Source organism: Bradyrhizobium sp. CCBAU 51753 (assembly GCF_015291565.1).
GTDB classification, from domain to species: domain Bacteria; phylum Pseudomonadota; class Alphaproteobacteria; order Rhizobiales; family Xanthobacteraceae; genus Bradyrhizobium; species Bradyrhizobium ivorense.
Map to the genome: position 1 here is coordinate 5,015,713 of NZ_CP030037.1, position 18,022 is coordinate 5,033,734.

Consider the following 18,022-nt stretch of genomic DNA (forward strand, 5'->3'; position numbering starts at 1 on the left):
GGCAGGGCGCTAACGCAAATCCGGGGTCGAGTCAAAAAGCCTGTGGTGTTCGATCAGGGCGAAACGGTCGGTCATCCCGGCGATGAAATTGCCGATCCGCCTGTTCCGCTCACTGTCGGTCTCCTGCTCGGTGCCCTCGATCCATTCCGCCGGCAGGTCGCCCGGCGACTGCCGGTAGCGCTCGTAGAGGTCGCGGACCACCTGCTCGGCGTCACCCATGATCTGCATCACCCGGTGATGCCGGTACATCCGCCGGTACAGGAACGCCTTGATCGCCGCCTCCTCCTCCGCCACGTCGGGCGGGAAGCCGATCAGGGGCGCATGGTAGTGGCGGACATCGTGGGCCGACTGCGGCTGGGCGGCGGCCAGGCGCTGGCTCGCCTCGGTAAACACCGCGCTGATGAAGTGGGAGATCAGCTCGCGCACCAGCTCGGCGCCGCGCTTGATCTCGTCGAGCGCCGGATAGTGCCGGTCGATCTCGCCGATGATCTCGGCGGTCAGCGGCATCTCCTTGAGATCATCGACCGCGAACAGGCCGGCGCGCAGGCCGTCGTCGATGTCGTGCGCGTCATAGGCGATGTCGTCGGCGAAGGCCGCGATCTGTGCTTCGAGCGAGGCGTAGCTCCACAGCTCGAGGTCGTAAGTCTTGTTGTAATCGGCGATGCCGACGGGAATGCCGCCGCTCTCCAGATACCGCCCGACCGGCGCGCCGCTGCGCGTGGTCAGGGGACCATTGTGCTTGACGATGCCCTCGAGCGATTCCCAGGTCAGGTTCAGCCCGCCGAACTCAGGATAGCGGTGCTCCAGCGAGGTCACGACCCGCAGTGTCTGGGCATTGTGGTCGAAGCCGCCGTCGCTTTTCAGGCATTCATCGAGCGCCCGCTCCCCGGCGTGCCCGAACGGCGGGTGGCCGAGATCGTGGGCCAGCGCCAGCGTCTCGGTCAGATCCTCGTCGAGCCCGAGCTGGCGGGCCAGCGCGCGGGCGATCTGGGCCACCTCCAGCGAATGGGTCAGCCGGGTGCGGTAGTGGTCGCCCTCGTGGAAGATGAAGACCTGGGTCTTGTGCTTGAGGCGGCGGAACGCGGTGGAATGGATCACCCGGTCGCAGTCGCGCCGGAACGGGCTGCGGGTCCGGCTCGGCGGCTCCGCGACCAGCCGGCCCCGGCTGCGATCGGGGTCGCAGGCATAAGGCGCGCGGGGAGCAGCCATTCCGACCGACACGGTATTTTAGTCCTTATCCATTTGATTCCATGGCCCGACGCACTTAACTATTGATAGCGGCGGATACCAAATGAAATGGGTATGACGCGCGAGCATGATCCGGAAAAGTGGCCACCGGTTTTCCGATCAGATCATGCTCAAATAAGAGGACCGGAGACCGATCACCATGACTGCTGCCATCACTGTCAGCGAACGGGCCGCCCGCCGTATCGGGCAGATCCTCAGCAAGGAAGGCGACGGCGCAAAACTTCGCATTTCCGTCGAGGGTGGCGGCTGCTCCGGTTTTCAGTACAAATTCGATGTCGAGCATACCCAGGCCGATGACGACCTCGTGATCGAGCGGGACAGCGCCGTCGTGCTGGTAGACCCCGCCTCGGTCCCGTTCCTGGCGGGCTCGGAGGTCGACTTCGTCGACGACCTGATCGGGGCCTCGTTCCGCGTCGTCAACCCGAACGCTACCGCCTCCTGCGGCTGCGGCACCAGCTTCTCGATCTAATCGCAGATCAGCGCGCGGCGAACAGCGCCCGCGCGTTGCCATGCGCGATCTTTGCGGCGACGTCAGGCGCCAGCTGATCCAGCCAGCCGCGATAGCCGGCCATGATCTCGCCGTAGCTCGCCCAGCGCTCCGAGATCCAGGTGTCGGAGCCCAGCATGAAACGATCCGGAAAGCGCTCGAACAGCGCCCGCCATTCCGGCGTCAGCTTCCCTGCCCCGTCGACGATACCGCCGCGGTAGGACAGTTCGCCCCATAGCTTGGGACATTTCGCCAGCATCTCCGCCACGCGATCGGTCGCGAGACCGAAGCCGGTATGCGCCCAGATGATCCGCGCCCGCGGATTGTGCCGCATCAGGATCTCGACGGCTTCGGCATCGGAATGGGCGTGAAGATAAAGATCGTTGGCGACCGCGAAGTCGACCATCTTCTTCACCCATTCGCTCTCCGCCGCCTTGCCGTGGAGATGAAACTCGCCGATGCCGCGATAGTAGCCGCGTTTGAATTCGTCCTGGATCAGATCGAAGATCGTGGGGTCGCTGAACCAGGTCTGGATATCCGGTCTGACGCGATAGGGCCGGATGAACGGCACCACCTGCAGACCGTCCGCCTTGCGCTCGACCAGCACATGCGTTCCGGTGTTCGGACGGCTGGTGGCAAGGATGCCGGTGACATGGTGCTTGCGAAACAGCGCCAGCACCTCGTCGGGCTGGTAGAACGGTTTCGGCTCCCAATTGTAGTGCAGATGCGCGTCGAAGATCTCGATCGGCTCGGCCGCCGCCGCGGACCAGGATGCCAGCGCGGCCAGCGCTGCGATCCCGGCGACGACGAGATGGTGCGCGCCGCGCAGCATCGTCACTCCGCCGCGACCACCTGCGGCCGTTCGACCTCGGCATCAAGCTGCGGATCGAGCTTGCGCCGCAGCCTGCGGTCGATGCGGTCGAGATAGATGTAGATCACCGGCGTGATGAACAGCGTCAGCAGCTGCGACACGCAGAGGCCGCCGACCACGGCGACACCGAGCGGCTGGCGCAGTTCGGCACCGGCGCCGGCGCCGAGCGCGATCGGCAGCGTGCCGAAGATCGCCGCGAACGTCGTCATCATGATAGGTCGGAAGCGCAGCAGCGCCGCCTCGCGGATCGCGTGCTCGGCGCTCAGCCCGACCCGGCGGCGCTCCAGCGCGAAGTCGACCATCATGATCGCGTTCTTCTTGACGATGCCGACCAGCATCACGATGCCGATCATCGCAATCACCGACAGCTCCATGTTGAACAGCATCAAGGTCAGGATCGCGCCGATGCCGGCCGACGGCAGGCCGGAGATGATGGTGATCGGATGGATGAAGCTCTCGTAGAGAATGCCGAGGATCACGAAGGCCGCGAACACCGCAGCGAGGATCAGCACGCCCTGCCCGCGCAGCGAATCCTGGAACACCTGCGCGGTGCCGGAGAAGCCGGTCACGATGGTCGGCGGCAGATTGGCGCTTTGCTCGAGCTCGGTGATCTTGTCGACCGCGTAGCCGAGCGACGTGCCCGGCGCGAGGTTGAACGAAATCGTCACCGCCGGCTGCTGGCCCTGGTGGTTGATCTGCAGTGGCCCGACAGTCGGAACGAGCTTCGCCACCGCATCCAGCGGAATGGTCTGGCCGGTGCCGGTTTTCATATAGAGCTTGGACAGGTCGGACGGATCGACCCGGAATTGCGGCTGCACCTCCAGGATGATCTGGTAGTCGTTCGACGGCATGTAGATGGTGCCGACCTGGCGCGCTCCGTAAGCGTTGTAGAGCTGATTGCGCACCTGGTCGACGGTGACGCCGTAGACCGCCGCCTTCTCGCGGTCGATGTCGACCGTCATCTGCGGGTTCTTGATGTAGAGGTCGGTGGTGACGTCGAGCAGGCCCGGGATCTTCTCGATCTTGTCCCGCATCTCCGGCGCCAGGCGGTACAACGCCTCGGTGTCGCCGCTCTGCATCACGTATTGATACTGGCTCTTCGAGACCCGGCCGCCGATGTTGAGGTTCTGGACGCTCTGGAAGAACGCCTGCATGCCCGGGATCTGGCGGGCTTTCTGCCTCAGGCGGCCAATCACGACGGCGGCGTTGTCGCGCGTCTTCTGGTCCTTCAGTGCGATGAACAGACGGCCGTAGTTCGTGGTCGGATTGGGACCGCCGGAGCCGACGGTGGAATTGACGTAGTCGACCGCCGGATCGGTGCGGAGTACTTCGACCAGCGCCTGCTGGCGGACCTTCATCGCCTCGAACGAGGTGTCGGTCGCAGCCTCGGTCACGCCGATCAGGAAGCCGGTATCCTCCTGCGGGAAGAAGCCCTTCGGCACGATCATGTAGAGATAGATGGTGCCGCCGAGGGTCGCGAGCGTCACCACCAGCATCAGGGCCTTCTTGGCCAGCACCCAGTCCAGCGCCCATTCATAGGCTTTCAGCCACGACTCGAACACCGCCTCGAACGCCCGCAGCACGATGTTCGGCCGCTTGGTCGCGTCATGCGTCCGCAGCACGCGGGCGCATAGCATCGGGGTCAGCGTCAGCGACACGAAACCGGAGACGATGATCGCCACCGAGATCGTCACCGCGAATTCGCGGAACACACGGCCGACGATGCCGCCCATCAAGAGCACCGGGATGAACACGGCGATCAGCGAGAAGGTGATCGAGATGATGGTGAAACCGATCTCGCGCGCGCCCTTAAGCGCCGCCTCGAACGGCTTCATGCCGTGCTCGATGTGGCGCATGATGTTTTCCAGCATGACGATGGCGTCGTCGACCACGAAGCCGACCGAGAGCGTCAGCGCCAGCAGCGTCATGTTGTTGATGGAGTAGTCGAGCGCATACATCGCCGCACAGGTGCCGAGCAGCGAGATCGGCACCGCCAGCGCCGGAATGAAGGTCGCCGAGGCCGAGCGCAGGAACAGGAAGATCACCAGGATCACGAGCCCGATCGCGATCAGCAGGGTTTCCTCGACGTCGCTGACCGCCTGCCGGATCGAGACCGAGCGGTCCATCATCACCTGCATGGTGACCGACGGCGGGATCGCCGCGCGCAGCGCCGGCAGCTTGGCCAGCACGGCGTCGACCACCGCCACGGTATTGGCGTCGGGCTGCTTCTGGATCGCGAGCACGATCGCCCGCTCGTCATTCATCCAGGTCGCGATCTTGTCGTTCTCGACGGCGTCGTAGACCTTGGCGATCTCGTCCAGCCGCACCGGCGAGCCGTTGCGCCAGGCGACGTAGATCTGGCGGTAGTCGGCCGCCTTGTCCATCTGACCGGAGGCCTGCAGGGCGACGTCCTGCTTCGGACCGTTCAGCGTGCCGACCGGGGTCGAGGAATTGGCGCGCGACACCGCGGCGCGGATGTCCTCCATCGAGACGCCGCGGGCGGCGGCCGCCTCCGGATCGGCTTGCACACGGATCGCGAATTTCTGCGCGCCGTAGATCAGCACCTGGGCGACGCCGGGCAGCTGCGACAACGCCTGCCCGATGGTGATGTCGCCATACTCGTTGACCGACGACAGCGGCAGCGTCGCCGAGCCGAGCGAGACGAACAGCACCGGGAAGTCCGCCGGGTTCACCTTGCGGAAGCTCGGCGGAATCGTCATTTCGATCGGCAGCCGGCGCTGCGCGATGGTCAGCGCGGTCTGCACGTCGAGCGCGGCAGCATCGATGTTGCGGTTGAGGTCGAACTGAATGGTGATGACACTGGTGCCCTGCGACGAGTTCGACGACATCGAGGAGATGCCGGCGATGGTCGAGAGCTGACGCTCGATGATGCCGGCGACCGAGGCGGCCATGGTGTCGGCACTGGCGCCGGGCAGCGTCGCGGTCACCGCGATGGTCGGGAAGTCGACCTTGGGCAGTGCCGAGACCGGCAGCAGGCGGAAGCCGAACACGCCAAACGCGATGATCGACGCCGTGATCAGCGTGGTCATCACCGGGCGGCGGATGCAGAGCTCGGACAGCGTCATCGGCTAGGCTCCGGCCTTGCGCGCCCGCGGCTCGACCCGCGATCCGTCTGACAGCAGCAGCTGGCCGTCGACGACGATGCTCTCATCGCCCGCAAGCCCGTCGGCGATCACCGAGGTGCCCTGGAAGGTGCGGTCGACCTTGACCGGCTGAACTTTTGCCACGCCGTCTCTGACCACGAAGACGAAATTGCCGTTCTGGCTGCGCTGCACCGCGACCGTGGGCACCACGACCGCGTCCTCGTTGCGGATGATCAGCTTGGTCTGCACGATGGTGCCGGGCCACAGCGTCTCGTTTTCATTGTTCATGATGCCGCGCACGGTGACCATGCCGGTGGTCGCATCGACGGTGTTTTCGACCATCGCGACCTTGCCGCTCTCGGAGCGCTGGCGGCCCGGAATGGTCGCGAGCACCTGCGGGTCGCCCTTCCCCATCGCGTCGCGCAGGTCGACCAACGCTTTCTGCGGGACGGCAAAGGTGACATAGACCGGCGCCATCTGGTTGATGGTCGCGAGCGGCTGGGTGTCGGCGGGGCGCACGAAATTGCCGACCTTGACGTTGGCCGCGCTGATCCGGCCCGCGAACGGCGCCCGAATGACCGTATAGCTCTTCTGGACCCGGAGATTGTCGAGCGACGACTGGTCGGCCTTGATGGTGGCGATCAGGACGTCGGACTGGGTCTTGGCGTTGTCGAGATTGACCTGGGTGGTCGCGCCCTTGCCGACTAGCTCGGTATAGCGGCGCAGGTCGCGCTGCGCGCCTTCGAGCTGCGCGCGGTCCCTGGCCAGCACGCCCTCGGCCTGCTCGATCTGGGCGTCGATCTGCCGCGCATCGAGCGTGAACAGCAGGTCGCCTTCACTGACCTTGGCGCCGTCCTCGAAATGCACCGAGACGATGGTGGTCTCCAGCCGCGACTTCAGCGCGACGCTGGAAATCGGCGTCACCGAGCCGATTGCATCGACATCGACCGGCACCGATCTGCGTTCGGCCTTGGCGAGATCGACCGAGACGACGCGGGCCCGTGGGCCGCCCTGCGCCGTGGCGGCGCCGCCATTCATCCATGAGGATCGGGTCGTGTAAGCCGCCCCGGCCGCAATGCCGAGCACGGCAACAATCAAAAGGAAATTGCGTCTTTTCATAAGTTTTGCACGCGCGCCGCCCCCATCGTCAACACCAGGACGGTTCGTAGCTCCCCCTCGGCAATTGTTGCGCCTTGTTTCCCTGCAGGGTTAGCACAGGCAGACCGCACATGGTATGCCACCTAAGATAAATTGTGCGGCCGTCTTCGCTTGTGCATTGCCGGAAGTTCGCAAGAATGGGCGTGGCCCATCAACATCGAGCCTTTCCGATCGCCGTTCATGTCCGCCTCCGTCCTCGTCTGCCGCTGGGAAGAAGCCCAGGAGCGCGCCAAATCCATCCGTTACAGCGTCTTTGTCGAGGAACAGGGCGTGCCGGTGGAATTGGAGTGGGACGACAAGGACGCGACGAGTTGGCATGCGCTGGGCTTTGCCGAGGACGGTACGCCGGTGGCGACCGGCCGGCTGCTAGCCGACGGCCATATCGGCCGCATGGCGGTCCTCAAGCCGGCACGCGGTACCGGCGTCGGCGCGCGTGTCCTGGACGCGCTGATGGTCAAGGCGGCCGAACTCGGCTATCCCCGATTGATCCTCAACGCGCAGACGCACGCGGCGCCGTTTTACGCACGCGCCGGGTTCGAGCCTGTCGGCGAGGAATTCGTGGAGGCCGGCATCTCGCACATCGAGATGCGGAAACGCTTGGTCTGACGGACTGCGGATGCAGGGCCGCTAACGCGAAAACCCCATTGGAATAGAGGAACTTTGATGCCAGTTCGCGTTGCAACATGGAACGTCAATTCGGTCCGGCAGCGGATCGAGCCTCTCATGAGCTGGCTGAAGGAATGCTCGCCCGACATCGTCTGCCTGCAGGAGATTAAGTGCGTCGATGAGGCGTTTCCCCGGCTCGAGATCGAATCGCTCGGCTACAATGTCGTCACCCACGGCCAGAAGACCTTCAACGGCGTCGCGCTGCTGTCGAAGCTGCCGTTCGACGAGACCAAGTCGGGGCTGGCCGGCGACGACGAGGACGCCCATGCCCGCTTCATTGAAGGTGTCGTCACGTTGAAGCAGGGCGTGGTGCGGGTGGCGTGTCTTTATCTGCCCAACGGGAACCCGGCGAACACCGACAAATATCCGTACAAACTCAAGTGGATGTCGCGGCTTCTTGAGTATGCGAAGGAGCGGCTCAAGGCCGAGGAGCCGCTGGTTTTGGCCGGTGACTACAACGTCATCCCGGCGGCCCGCGACGTCTACAATCCCGCCGCCTGGGCCGATGACGCGCTGTTCCGCCCCACCACGAGGGAGGCCTTCCAGTCGCTGCTCGGCCTCGGCCTCACCGACGCACTGCGGGCGGTCAATGACGAGCCCGGCCAGTACACCTTCTGGGACTACCAGGCCGGCGCCTGGCAGAAGAACTGGGGGCTCAGAATCGACCATTTGCTGCTGTCGCCGCAGGCCAGCGACCGGCTGATCGACGTCGGTATCGACAGCTATGTCCGGGGCTGGGAAAAGCCGTCCGATCATGTCCCGGTCTGGGCCGATCTCGATTTCGAGACCGCCTGATCCGGACGGGCCGCGCACCGCGGCCGCCGATCAGTCTCGGCGGCCCTGCACCCAGTGCTCGAGCATCTGCAGCGCCATGGTCTTGTCGTCCTCGGACGCCTTGGCGACGGCGCGGTTGTAGCTTTCGCGGATCCAGTTCTCGTCCGGCGTCGCGCTGTCGCGCGCGAGCGTCAGCCACATCAGGCCGCGCGCCCGCTGCGGCGGCAGACGGTCGCCGTTGAACAGCATCTGGCCGAGCAACGCCTGGGCCTGGTGCTGGCCCTTCTGGGCGGCAAGCCCGAGCCAGCGGGCGCCGTAGCGGAAATCGTCCCGCGAGGCGTCCGGCGTCTTCAGATACAGCCGGGCGAGGTCGTACTGGGCGTCGGCGTTGCCGAAATAGGACGCCGCATAGGAGAACATCTCCCTCGCGCGCTCGGTGTCGGCCTTCACCTTGGAATTGGGAATGCCGCTCAGATAGTAGCGGCCGAGCGCCACGAAGGCGTTGGCGACGATCGAGGCCTGTGGCGCCGACGGCGAATCCTCGGCATGCGCATTGGCGATCCGGCTGAAATATTCGAAGGCACGGAGGTCGTCCTGGGCGACGCCGTCGCCCTCGGCGTACATCTTGCCGAGCTTCCACTGCGCCACCGGGTGGCCGGCCTCGGCGAGCGACATCACGCTGGAGTTGGAGTTCGGCAGCGCCGTCGGCGCGATCGGCGCGGCAGCCCGCTTCAGCGCGGCGGCGGCGCCTGGCTGCGGGGAAACCACCGGGATGGTTGTGTCCTGCGGGTTGACCGGGGCGCCGTCGAATCCGAATCCGGGGCCCGCCACCGGAATGGCCCCTAACGCAAACGCAAATATCGTACGCCTAAACGTCCGCATAACACTGTTTCTCGTACGCGCCACCCGGATGGGTAACAGCGCCATCCACCGCCGGCCCCACTTGCTCGGCGTACTTCCACAGCGCACCAGATGTATGGTTCGTCGCGCGAGGGGCCCATTTGGTCTTACGATTTGTGAGCTCGGCGTCACTCAACTTTACGTCAAGAGTGCCGGCGACCGCATCGATCTCGATGATGTCGCCGTCCTGCAACAGCCCGATCGGCCCGCCGATGGCCGCCTCGGGTCCAATATGTCCAATGCAAAAGCCGCGCGTGGCGCCGGAAAACCGGCCGTCGGTGATCAGGGCGACCTTGCCGCCCATGCCCTGCCCGGTCAGCGCTGCGGTGGTCGCCAACATCTCCCGCATCCCGGGGCCGCCCTTCGGCCCCTCGTAGCGGATCACGATGACTTCGCCTTCCCTGTAGGTGCGGTTCTGCACGGCCTCGAAGGCGTCCTCCTCGCGGTCGAAGCACCGGGCGGGACCGGTAAACCTCAGGTTAGACATTCCCGCGACCTTCACGATCGCACCCTCCGGAGCGAGATTACCCTTCAAACCGACAACGCCACCGGTCACGGTGATCGGATTGTCGGCGGGCCGCACCACATCCTGGTGCGGATTCCACTTCACGCCTTTGAGGTTTTCAGCGATCGTTCGGCCCGTGACGGTTAAGCAATCCCCGTGCAGGTGGCCATTGTCGAGCAGCGTCTTCATCAACAGCGGAATGCCGCCAACCTCGAACATGTCTTTGGCAACATAACGGCCACCCGGCTTCAAATCCGCGACGTAAGGAGTCTTTTTGAAGATTTCGGCAACGTCGAACAGGTTGAACTTGATGCCGCACTCATGGGCGATTGCCGGCAGGTGCAGTGCAGCATTGGTCGAGCCACCTGAGGCTGCAACCACGGCCGCAGCATTTTCAAGGGCTTCGCGGGTGACGATGTCACGGGGCCTGATGTTTTTCTCGATCAGCTCCATCACCTTCTCGCCGGCGGCGGCGCAGAAGGAGTCGCGGATCTCGTAGGGCGCCGGAGCCCCGGCAGAATACGGGAGCGCGAGGCCGATCGCCTCGGAGACGGTCGCCATGGTGTTGGCGGTGAACTGGGCGCCGCAGGCCCCAGCCGAGGGGCACGCCACCCGCTCGATCTCGTCGAGGTCCTCGTCCGACATGGCGCCGACCGAATGCTTGCCGACCGCCTCGAACATGTCCTGGACCGTGACCGGCTGGCCGCGGAAATTGCCGGGCAGGATCGAGCCGCCATAGATGAAGATCGAGGGCACGTTGAGACGGACCATCGCCATCATCATGCCCGGCAGTGACTTGTCGCAGCCGGCGAGGCCGACCAGCGCGTCATAGGCATGGCCCCGCACGGTCAGCTCGACCGAATCGGCGATGCATTCGCGCGACGGCAGCGACGAGCGCATGCCATCATGGCCCATCGCGATGCCGTCGGTCACGGTGATGGTGCAGAACTCGCGCGGCGTGCCGCCGGCGGAGGCCACGCCCTTCTTCACCGCCTGCGCCTGGCGCATCAGCGAGATGTTGCAGGGCGCCGCTTCGTTCCAGCATGAAGCAACGCCGACAAAGGGTTGATGAATCTGGGCTGTCGTCAGCCCCATGGCGTAGAGATAGGAGCGATGCGGGGCGCGCGCGGGCCCTTCCGTCACGTAACGGCTGGGCAGCCTGCCTTTGATGTTCGTCTTCGCGTCCACCTTGGCGTCCATCGCAACCCTGCTCCCAGCACTCTTTTGCTCTGTAACGCCGGAACCGGTCGAATCGTCCCGTCGCGAGTGCTGGCCATTCAGCTTTGTGAACATCCTTTCATGTCGGGGTGTGGCCAAAAAGCGGCGCGACCGCGAACCGGCTGTGATTAGGGTTAAATGTTCCAATCCTGTGGCGCAGACGCAACATTCGTGGCTCCCGGGCAACCATGTATTATCGAAGCTTATGGGAACCGATGGAACCGGGTGGGGACGAAGCGAGAGATTGCGGCTTGGAATCAATGAACGCCTAAATTGCATATGTGGATCGGATCGCGCCGATAGCTCTTCGTCCCGTCATCCTGAGGTGCGAGCTCTTGCGAGCCTCGAAGGATCGACGGCCACCGGCCGGGCCGATTCATCCTTCGAGGCTCGCCGAAGAGGCGAGCACCTCAGGATGACGGGGTGAGGTTGTGCATGCGCATTCTCGCGACATGATTTGTCCGAGCTTTGCATTTCGTTTCGCCGCTCTGAGAACAGAGGGCGCAGGGAAAGCCGGGTGCCGATTGCACCCATGGGCCCGGTGCAACAAAAAAGCACCGGGGTAGGACCACAGGTGTAACCGGAAACAACCCGGCTTTCCCTGCGCGATGGGTTACGGCTTATACGTGCTCTCCCCGGCGAGACTGGGCTTTTTTGTCACCGCTACGGCAAAGACGCTTGCGCGTCTTACCGGAGGACACCTGCCACTAGGGCGTCAGGCCTGCACGACTTCACCGTCCGCCTCGCATGCTGTCGTCACTGACACGCGAAACGTCCACCGCATCTCACCGCAACACTATGACGATGGCCAGCGCCCCTCGATCGGGTGAGACGGGCGGATTAGACAGTGAGTTGGGGGCCGCCGTCAAGGAAAATTTCGGAAAATACGCATTCGGTTTTGCCGAGTTCCGCGCCGACGGCTCCGGTACCCATCGCGCTGGGCCTTTCGTCTTCCCTTGGCTTTGCTCTGGGCCGCGGATACCGGCAGCGCGCCGGTCAATTCGCGCGCTTGCGCTTGGCGTTCAGCGCGGACGCGACGCGGCTGACCGGCGGATGGCCGAGCAATCCGGCCATTTCGTTGGTCGCGGCGAGCAGCTTGTCCATGTCGATGCCGGTTTTCACGCCCATGCCTTCGAGCATGTAGACGACGTCCTCGGTGGCCACGTTGCCGGTGGCGCCCGGGGCGTAGGGGCAGCCGCCGAGGCCGCCGGCGGCACTGTCAATGACGCGGACGCCCTCCTCCATGCCGGCATAGAGATTGGCCAGCGCCTGGCCGTAGGTGTCGTGAAAATGCATCGCGAGGTTGGCAGCCGGAATTTCAGCGCCGACCGCGCGCAGCATCGCCTTCGCCTTTTGCGGCGTGCCGACACCGATGGTGTCGCCGAGCGAGATCTCGTAGCAGCCGAGGTCCCACAAGGTGACGGCGAGATCGGCAACCGCCTTCGGCTTGATCTCGCCGTCGAACGGACAGCCGAGCACGCAGGAGATATAGCCGCGCACCTTGACGCCGTCGGCCTTGGCGCGCGCCAGCACAGGCTTGAAACGCTCGATCGACTCCGCGATCGAGCAGTTGATGTTGGCGCGGGAAAAGCCTTCGGAGGCGGCGGCGAACACCGACACCACCTGGGCGCCGGCGGCGCGCGCCGCGTCATAACCCTTCTCGTTCGGCACCAGCACGTGGAATTCGGCGTCCTTGATATGACTGACGCCGCGCAGCACCGCATCCGAGCTTGCCATTTGCGGGATCGCCTTTGGCGAGACGAAGGCGCCGACCTCGACGGTGGTGAGGCCGGCCGCCACCAGCGCCTCGACGAAAGCGATGCGCGCTTCGACGCTGACCGGCGTCTTCTCGTTCTGCAGGCCGTCGCGCGGCCCCATCTCGACGATCCGGATGCTCATGACGCGGCCACGGGCTCGACTTCGGCCAGTTCGACGCCCTCGCCGACGATGTCGCCGACCTTGCATTTGAGCTTCTTCAAGACGCCCGCATAGGGCGCGCGCAGCGTTTGCTCCATCTTCATCACTTCCAGCGTGAGGATCGCCGCGCCTTTCTCCAAGGTGGCGCCCTCCTCGGCCAGCAGCGCGACCACGGTGCCCGGCAACGGCGCGACGATCTTGTCCTCGCCGACCTGCTCCTCGCTCTCGCCGCCGAACGGGTCGACCCAGTGCAGGTCGAAGCGGCCGTTGCGGGTGCGCAGATAGAGCTCATGGCCCTCGATCACCGAGGCGACACGCGTCTTCACGCCGTCGAGCGTCAGGTCGAAGCCGGCCTCGTTCGCCGACGAGATCGCGAATGGAATCTCGCGCCCGCCGACCGACAACGTCGACGGACCGCGGCCATAATGCAGCGTGATGGTGTGCGGGGCCTCATGGCCCTGGCGGAACGAGAACACGCGCTGGCGGCGACCGACCGGCTGCCAGCCAAAGGTCTGCCAGGGCGAGTTGGCCTCGCTACGCGCCACCCGCCGTTCGTCGTTGACGATCGCGGCGACCGCCGCGCACAGCTCGAGCTCGCCGGCCGCGCCGGTCTCGGCGGTGAGGTTTTTCAGTTCGCGCTCGATGAAGCCGGTGTCGATCGCGTTGTCGCGGACGTTCTGATGCGTCACCAGCGCCGAGAGGAACGGGATGTTGGTGACGATGCCGCGGACGTCTGTTCCTTCCAGACCGCGGTTGAGCTTTTCGATCGCGCCTTCGCGGGTCGGCGCCCAGGCGATCACCTTGGCGAGCATCGCGTCGTAATACGGCGAGACGGCATCGCCGCTGCGATAGCCGGCGTCGATGCGCAAACCGTCGCCTTCCGGCGGCGTCCGCCAGGTCTTGATGCGGCCGACCGAGGGCATGAAGTTCTTTTGGGGATTTTCGGCGTAGACCCGCGCCTCGATGGCGTGGCCGTTCAGCCTGATCTCGTCCTGCTTCAGCGGCAGCGCCTCGCCGAACGCGACGCGGAGCTGCCACTCGACCAGATCGACGCCGGTGATCACCTCGGTAACGGGATGCTCGACCTGCAGGCGGGTGTTCATCTCGATGAAGAACACGTCCTTGCCGTCGGAGACGAACTCGATGGTGCCGGCGCCGACATAATTGACCGCGCCGGCGGCCTTGCGGGCGGCCTCGCAGACCGTGTCGCGCTGCGCGGCGTTGAGCGTCGGCGACGGCGCCTCCTCGATCACCTTCTGGTGCCGCCGCTGCAGCGTGCATTCGCGCTCCCACAGCGAGAGCAGATGACCATGGCTGTCGCCGATGATCTGCACCTCGATATGGCGCGGGTTCTGGACGTATTTCTCGATCAGCATGCGATCGTCGCCGAACGCCGCCTTGGCCTCGCGCTTGGCGCTGGTGATCGCCGCCGACAATTCACCGGCCGAATTGACCACGCGCATGCCGCGGCCTCCGCCGCCGGCCGACGCCTTGACCAGCACCGGAAAACCGATCCGGTTGGCGGCCTCCGCCAGGGTCGCCTCGTCCTGGGCCTCGCCGTGATAGCCAGGCACCAGCGGCACGCCGGCCTTCTCCATCAGCGCCTTCGAGCCCGACTTCGAGCCCATCGCCGTCATCATCTCGGCGGTCGGGCCGACGAACACCAGCCCTGCTTCAAGACAGGCCTGCGCGAATTCGGCATTCTCCGACAGGAAGCCATAACCGGGATGCACCGCCTCGGCGCCGGTCTGCTTCGCCGCCGCGATGCCGCGCTCGATGTCGAGATAGCTGTCGCGCGCCCGCGCGGGGCCGAGCAGCACCGCCTCGTCGGCCAGCGCGACATGCATCGCGTCGCGGTCGGCCTCGGAATAAACAGCGACGGTGCGCAGCCCCATGGCGCGCGCGGAACGGATGACGCGGCAGGCGATCTCGCCGCGGTTGGCGATCAGAAGCGTGCGGAAACGCCGGTAGAGTTTTGAGCGATCCATGATCACATCCTGAACAGGCCAAACTTGGTGGGTTCGATCGGCGCATTGGCGGCGGCCGACAGGCCGAGGCCGAGCACCAGCCGCGTGTCGGCCGGATCGATCACGCCGTCGTCCCACAGCCGCGCGGTGGCGTAATAGGGATTGCCCTGCTTCTCGTATTGCGCGCGGATCGGCTCGCGGAATTTGTCCTCTTCCTCCGCCGACCAGGTGTCGCCCTTGGCCTCGATGCCGTCGCGCTTGACCTGGCTCAGCACCATCGACGCCTGCTCGCCGCCCATCACCGAGATGCGGGCGTTCGGCCACAGCCAGAGGAAGCGCGGTGAATAGGCGCGGCCGCACATGCCGTAATTGCCGGCGCCGTAGGAGCCGCCGATCACGACGGTGAATTTCGGGACGCCGGCGGTCGCCACCGCCGTCACCAGCTTGGCGCCGTCGCGCGCGATGCCGCCGGCCTCGTACTTCTTGCCGACCATGAAGCCGGTGATGTTCTGCAGGAACACCAGGGGAATGCCGCGCTGGCAGCACAGCTCGATGAAATGCGCGCCCTTCAGCGAGCTCTCGCTGAACAGGATGCCGTTGTTGGCGATGATGCCGACCGGATGGCCCCAGATATGGGCAAAGCCGCAGATCAGCGTGGTGCCGTACAGCTTCTTGAACTCGTCGAATTCGGAGCCGTCGACGATCCGCGCGATGATGTCGTGCACGTCGAACGGTTTGCGGCCGTCGGCGGAGACCACGCCATAGATCTCCTCGGCGGGAAACAGCGGCTCCAGCGGCGGGCGCATGTTGAGCGGCGCCTTGGCCGGCTGCTTCAGCGTGGCGACGATGCGCCGCGCGATGCCGATCGCGTGGGCATCGTTCTGGGCGTAGTGGTCGGTGACGCCGGACTGCCGCGAATGCACGTCAGCGCCGCCGAGCTCTTCGGCGGTGACCACCTCGCCGGTCGCCGCCTTCACCAGCGGCGGACCGCCGAGGAAGATGGTGCCCTGATTGCGCACGATGATGCTCTCGTCCGACATCGCCGGCACATAGGCGCCGCCGGCAGTGCAGGAGCCCATCACGATCGCGATCTGCGGGATGCCCTGCGACGACATCTGGGCCTGGTTGTAGAAGATGCGGCCAAAGTGCCGCTCGTCGGGAAAGATCTCGTCCTGCAGCGGCAGGAAGGCGCCGCCGGAATCCACCATGTAGACGCAGGGCAGATTGTTCTGCCGCGCGATGTCCTGGGCGCGCAGATGCTTCTTCACCGTCATCGGGTAGTAGGTGCCGCCCTTGATGGTGGCATCATTGGCGACGATGATGCATTCCCGCCCCGAGATCCGGCCGACGCCGGTGATGACGCTCGCCGAATGCACGTCGCCGCCATAGAGGCCGTTGGCGGCCAGCGGCGACAGCTCGAGGAAAGCGGTCCCCGGGTCGATCAGGAGATCGACGCGGTCGCGCGCCAGCATCTTGCCGCGCGAGGTGTGGCGCTTGCGCGAGGCCTCGCCGCCGCCACCGGAGACGACGTTGAGCTTGTCGCGGAGCTCGGCGACCAGGCCGCGCATCACCTCGGCGTTGCGGGCAAATTCGGATGATGTGGGATCGATCGTCGAATGAAGCGGCATTTTGCTTGCACGTTTCGTTGGAGGTGGGTCTGCGAATTAGATCATCGCGCCGAAGCGCACGATAGCCAGTGTCGCGGAAGCCGTTCCTGACCTCGCCCCGCCTGCGGGGAGAGGTCGGATCGCATCGAAGATGCGATCCGGGTGAGGGGGAGCCTCCGCAAAAACCTCTGCCACCGTTGATGCGGTGACAGCCCCTCACCCCGCCCTCTCCCCGCAAGAGCGGGGCGAGGGAGAAGAGAAGCTACGCCGACTTGGTGAAGAGCTCGCGGCCGATCAGCATGCGGCGGATCTCGCTGGTGCCGGCGCCGATCTCGTAGAGCTTGGCGTCACGCAGCAGCCGGCCGGTCGGATAGTCGTTGATGTAGCCGTTGCCGCCCAAGAGCTGGATCGCATCGAGCGCGCATTGGGTGGCCTTCTCGGCGGCGTAGAGGATGGCGCCCGCGGCGTCCTCCCGCGTAGTCTCGCCGCGGTCGCAGGCTTTTGCCACCGCGTAGACGTAGGCGCGCGAGGCATTCATCGTGGTGTACATGTCGGCGATCTTGCCCTGCACCAGTTGGAACGAACCGATCGGCTCGCCGAATTGCTTGCGCTCGTGGACATAGGGCATCACCACGTCCATGCAGGCCTGCATGATGCCGAGCGGACCTGCCGCCAGCACCGCGCGCTCATAGTCGAGGCCAGACATCAGCACGTTGACGCCGCGGCCGACCTCGCTGAGCACGTTCTCCTCCGGCACCTCGCAATCCTCGAACACCAACTCGCAGGTGTCCGAGCCGCGCATGCCGAGCTTGTCGAGCTTTTGCGCGGTGGAAAATCCCTTCATGCCCTTTTCAATGATGAAGGCGGTGATGCCGCGCGGCCCGCCGTTCGGATCGGTCTTGGCGTAGACCACCAGCGTCTCGGCGTGGGGACCGTTGGTGATCCACATCTTGCTGCCGTTGAGCACGAAGCGGTCGCCCTTCTTCTCGGCGCGGGTCTTCATCGAGACTACGTCGGAACCGGCTGATGGCTCCGACATCGCGAGCGAGCCGACATGTTCGCCAGAAATCAGCTTCGGCAGATACTTCCGCTTCTGCGCCTCGTTGCCGTTGCGGCGGATCTGGTTGACGCAGAGGTTGGAATGCGCGCCGTAGGCCAGCCCGACCGAGGCCGACGCCCGCGAAATCTCCTCCACCGCAATGCAGTGCTCGAGATAGCCGAGGCCCGACCCGCCATACTCCTCCTCGACCGTGATGCCGTGCAGGCCGAGCGCGCCGATCTTGGGCCAGAGGTCGCGCGGAAAGCTGTTGCTGCGATCGATCTCGGCGGCGCGCGGCGCGATCTCGTTGGCCGAGAAATCGCGCACGGTCTCGCGGATCGCATCCGCGGTCTCGCCAAGGTCGAAATTGAAGACTGCCGCCTGGTTCGACGCCATGATCCCTCCCTACAGTTTCCTCTTTCAATTAAACGATCATACGTTTTTTTCTTGGCTCCGCAAGCGGACCTGCTATGATCGCTGCAAGAAATCCGCATTCCATTGAATTTCCTTGGATTTCATGCGAAAAACATACGGTCGTTCGCTTGTTTCTGCATCCTCCCG

The 18,022-nt window shown here is 65.1% G+C and carries 13 protein-coding genes; 3 read left to right on the forward strand and 10 right to left on the reverse strand.

All coding sequences use genetic code 11. The annotated features are described in order from the left end of the window. Positions 1 to 9: 9 nt before the first annotated feature. Positions 10 to 1,221 (reverse strand): deoxyguanosinetriphosphate triphosphohydrolase, encoded by a 1,212-nt coding sequence (locus XH93_RS22710; protein ID WP_194469216.1) that lies wholly within the window; start codon positions 1,219 to 1,221, stop codon positions 10 to 12. Between the two features lie 166 nt (positions 1,222 to 1,387). On the opposite strand from XH93_RS22710, the gene erpA reads away from it, so the two are divergent. Next, positions 1,388 to 1,717, forward strand: coding sequence for an iron-sulfur cluster insertion protein ErpA (erpA, locus tag XH93_RS22715; protein WP_139483341.1), 330 nt, complete (start codon positions 1,388 to 1,390; stop codon positions 1,715 to 1,717). Positions 1,718 to 1,724: 7 nt separating this feature from the next. Here the strand turns inward: erpA and XH93_RS22720 are convergent, their stop codons facing one another. The 3 genes from XH93_RS22720 to XH93_RS22730 are packed head-to-tail and all read right to left on the reverse strand — an operon-like array spanning position 1,725 to position 6,829. Beyond that, entirely contained in the window at positions 1,725 to 2,567 is an 843-nt protein-coding gene (locus tag XH93_RS22720) for an amidohydrolase family protein (RefSeq protein ID WP_194469217.1), read from the reverse strand. A gap of 2 nt (positions 2,568 to 2,569) precedes the next feature. Next, positions 2,570 to 5,692 (reverse strand): efflux RND transporter permease subunit, encoded by a 3,123-nt coding sequence (locus XH93_RS22725; RefSeq protein ID WP_194469218.1) that lies wholly within the window; start codon positions 5,690 to 5,692, stop codon positions 2,570 to 2,572. A 3-nt stretch (positions 5,693 to 5,695) separates the two neighbouring features. After that, on the reverse strand, positions 5,696 to 6,829 hold the full coding sequence (locus XH93_RS22730; protein ID WP_194469219.1) for an efflux RND transporter periplasmic adaptor subunit: 1,134 nt from the start codon (positions 6,827 to 6,829) through the stop codon (positions 5,696 to 5,698). Positions 6,830 to 7,048: 219 nt separating this feature from the next. On the opposite strand from XH93_RS22730, the gene XH93_RS22735 reads away from it, so the two are divergent. Together XH93_RS22735 and xth are read left to right on the forward strand one after the other, a co-directional pair. After that, positions 7,049 to 7,474, forward strand: coding sequence for a GNAT family N-acetyltransferase (locus XH93_RS22735; protein WP_139862274.1), 426 nt, complete (start codon positions 7,049 to 7,051; stop codon positions 7,472 to 7,474). A gap of 57 nt (positions 7,475 to 7,531) precedes the next feature. Then, positions 7,532 to 8,329 carry an exodeoxyribonuclease III gene (xth, locus tag XH93_RS22740; RefSeq protein WP_194469220.1) on the forward strand — a complete coding sequence of 266 codons (798 nt, stop codon included), beginning with the start codon at positions 7,532 to 7,534 and terminating at the stop codon, positions 8,327 to 8,329. 30 nt (positions 8,330 to 8,359) lie between these two features. Here xth and XH93_RS22745 read toward each other — a convergent pair whose 3' ends face one another. The 6 genes from XH93_RS22745 to XH93_RS22770 all read right to left on the reverse strand — a co-directional run bounded on the left by XH93_RS22745 (position 8,360) and on the right by XH93_RS22770 (position 17,857). Continuing rightward, a complete protein-coding gene (locus XH93_RS22745) occupies positions 8,360 to 9,190 on the reverse strand; it encodes a tetratricopeptide repeat protein (RefSeq protein ID WP_172626905.1) in 831 nt (276 codons plus the stop codon). Continuing rightward, positions 9,177 to 10,901, reverse strand: coding sequence for a dihydroxy-acid dehydratase (gene ilvD / locus XH93_RS22750; protein WP_194475301.1), 1,725 nt, complete (start codon positions 10,899 to 10,901; stop codon positions 9,177 to 9,179). The genes XH93_RS22745 and ilvD overlap by 14 nt, the downstream gene beginning before the upstream one ends. A gap of 1,026 nt (positions 10,902 to 11,927) precedes the next feature. After that, positions 11,928 to 12,830, reverse strand: coding sequence for a hydroxymethylglutaryl-CoA lyase (locus XH93_RS22755; protein ID WP_194469221.1), 903 nt, complete (start codon positions 12,828 to 12,830; stop codon positions 11,928 to 11,930). Continuing rightward, complete coding sequence (locus XH93_RS22760) at positions 12,827 to 14,836, reverse strand: acetyl/propionyl/methylcrotonyl-CoA carboxylase subunit alpha (RefSeq protein WP_194469222.1); 2,010 nt, start codon at positions 14,834 to 14,836, stop codon at positions 12,827 to 12,829. Before XH93_RS22760 ends, XH93_RS22755 begins: the two co-directional genes overlap by 4 nt. A gap of 2 nt (positions 14,837 to 14,838) precedes the next feature. Further along, positions 14,839 to 16,443, reverse strand: coding sequence for a carboxyl transferase domain-containing protein (locus XH93_RS22765; protein WP_194469223.1), 1,605 nt, complete (start codon positions 16,441 to 16,443; stop codon positions 14,839 to 14,841). Between the two features lie 241 nt (positions 16,444 to 16,684). Then, complete coding sequence (locus XH93_RS22770) at positions 16,685 to 17,857, reverse strand: isovaleryl-CoA dehydrogenase (protein WP_194469224.1); 1,173 nt, start codon at positions 17,855 to 17,857, stop codon at positions 16,685 to 16,687. Between the last annotated feature and the right edge of the window lie 165 nt (positions 17,858 to 18,022).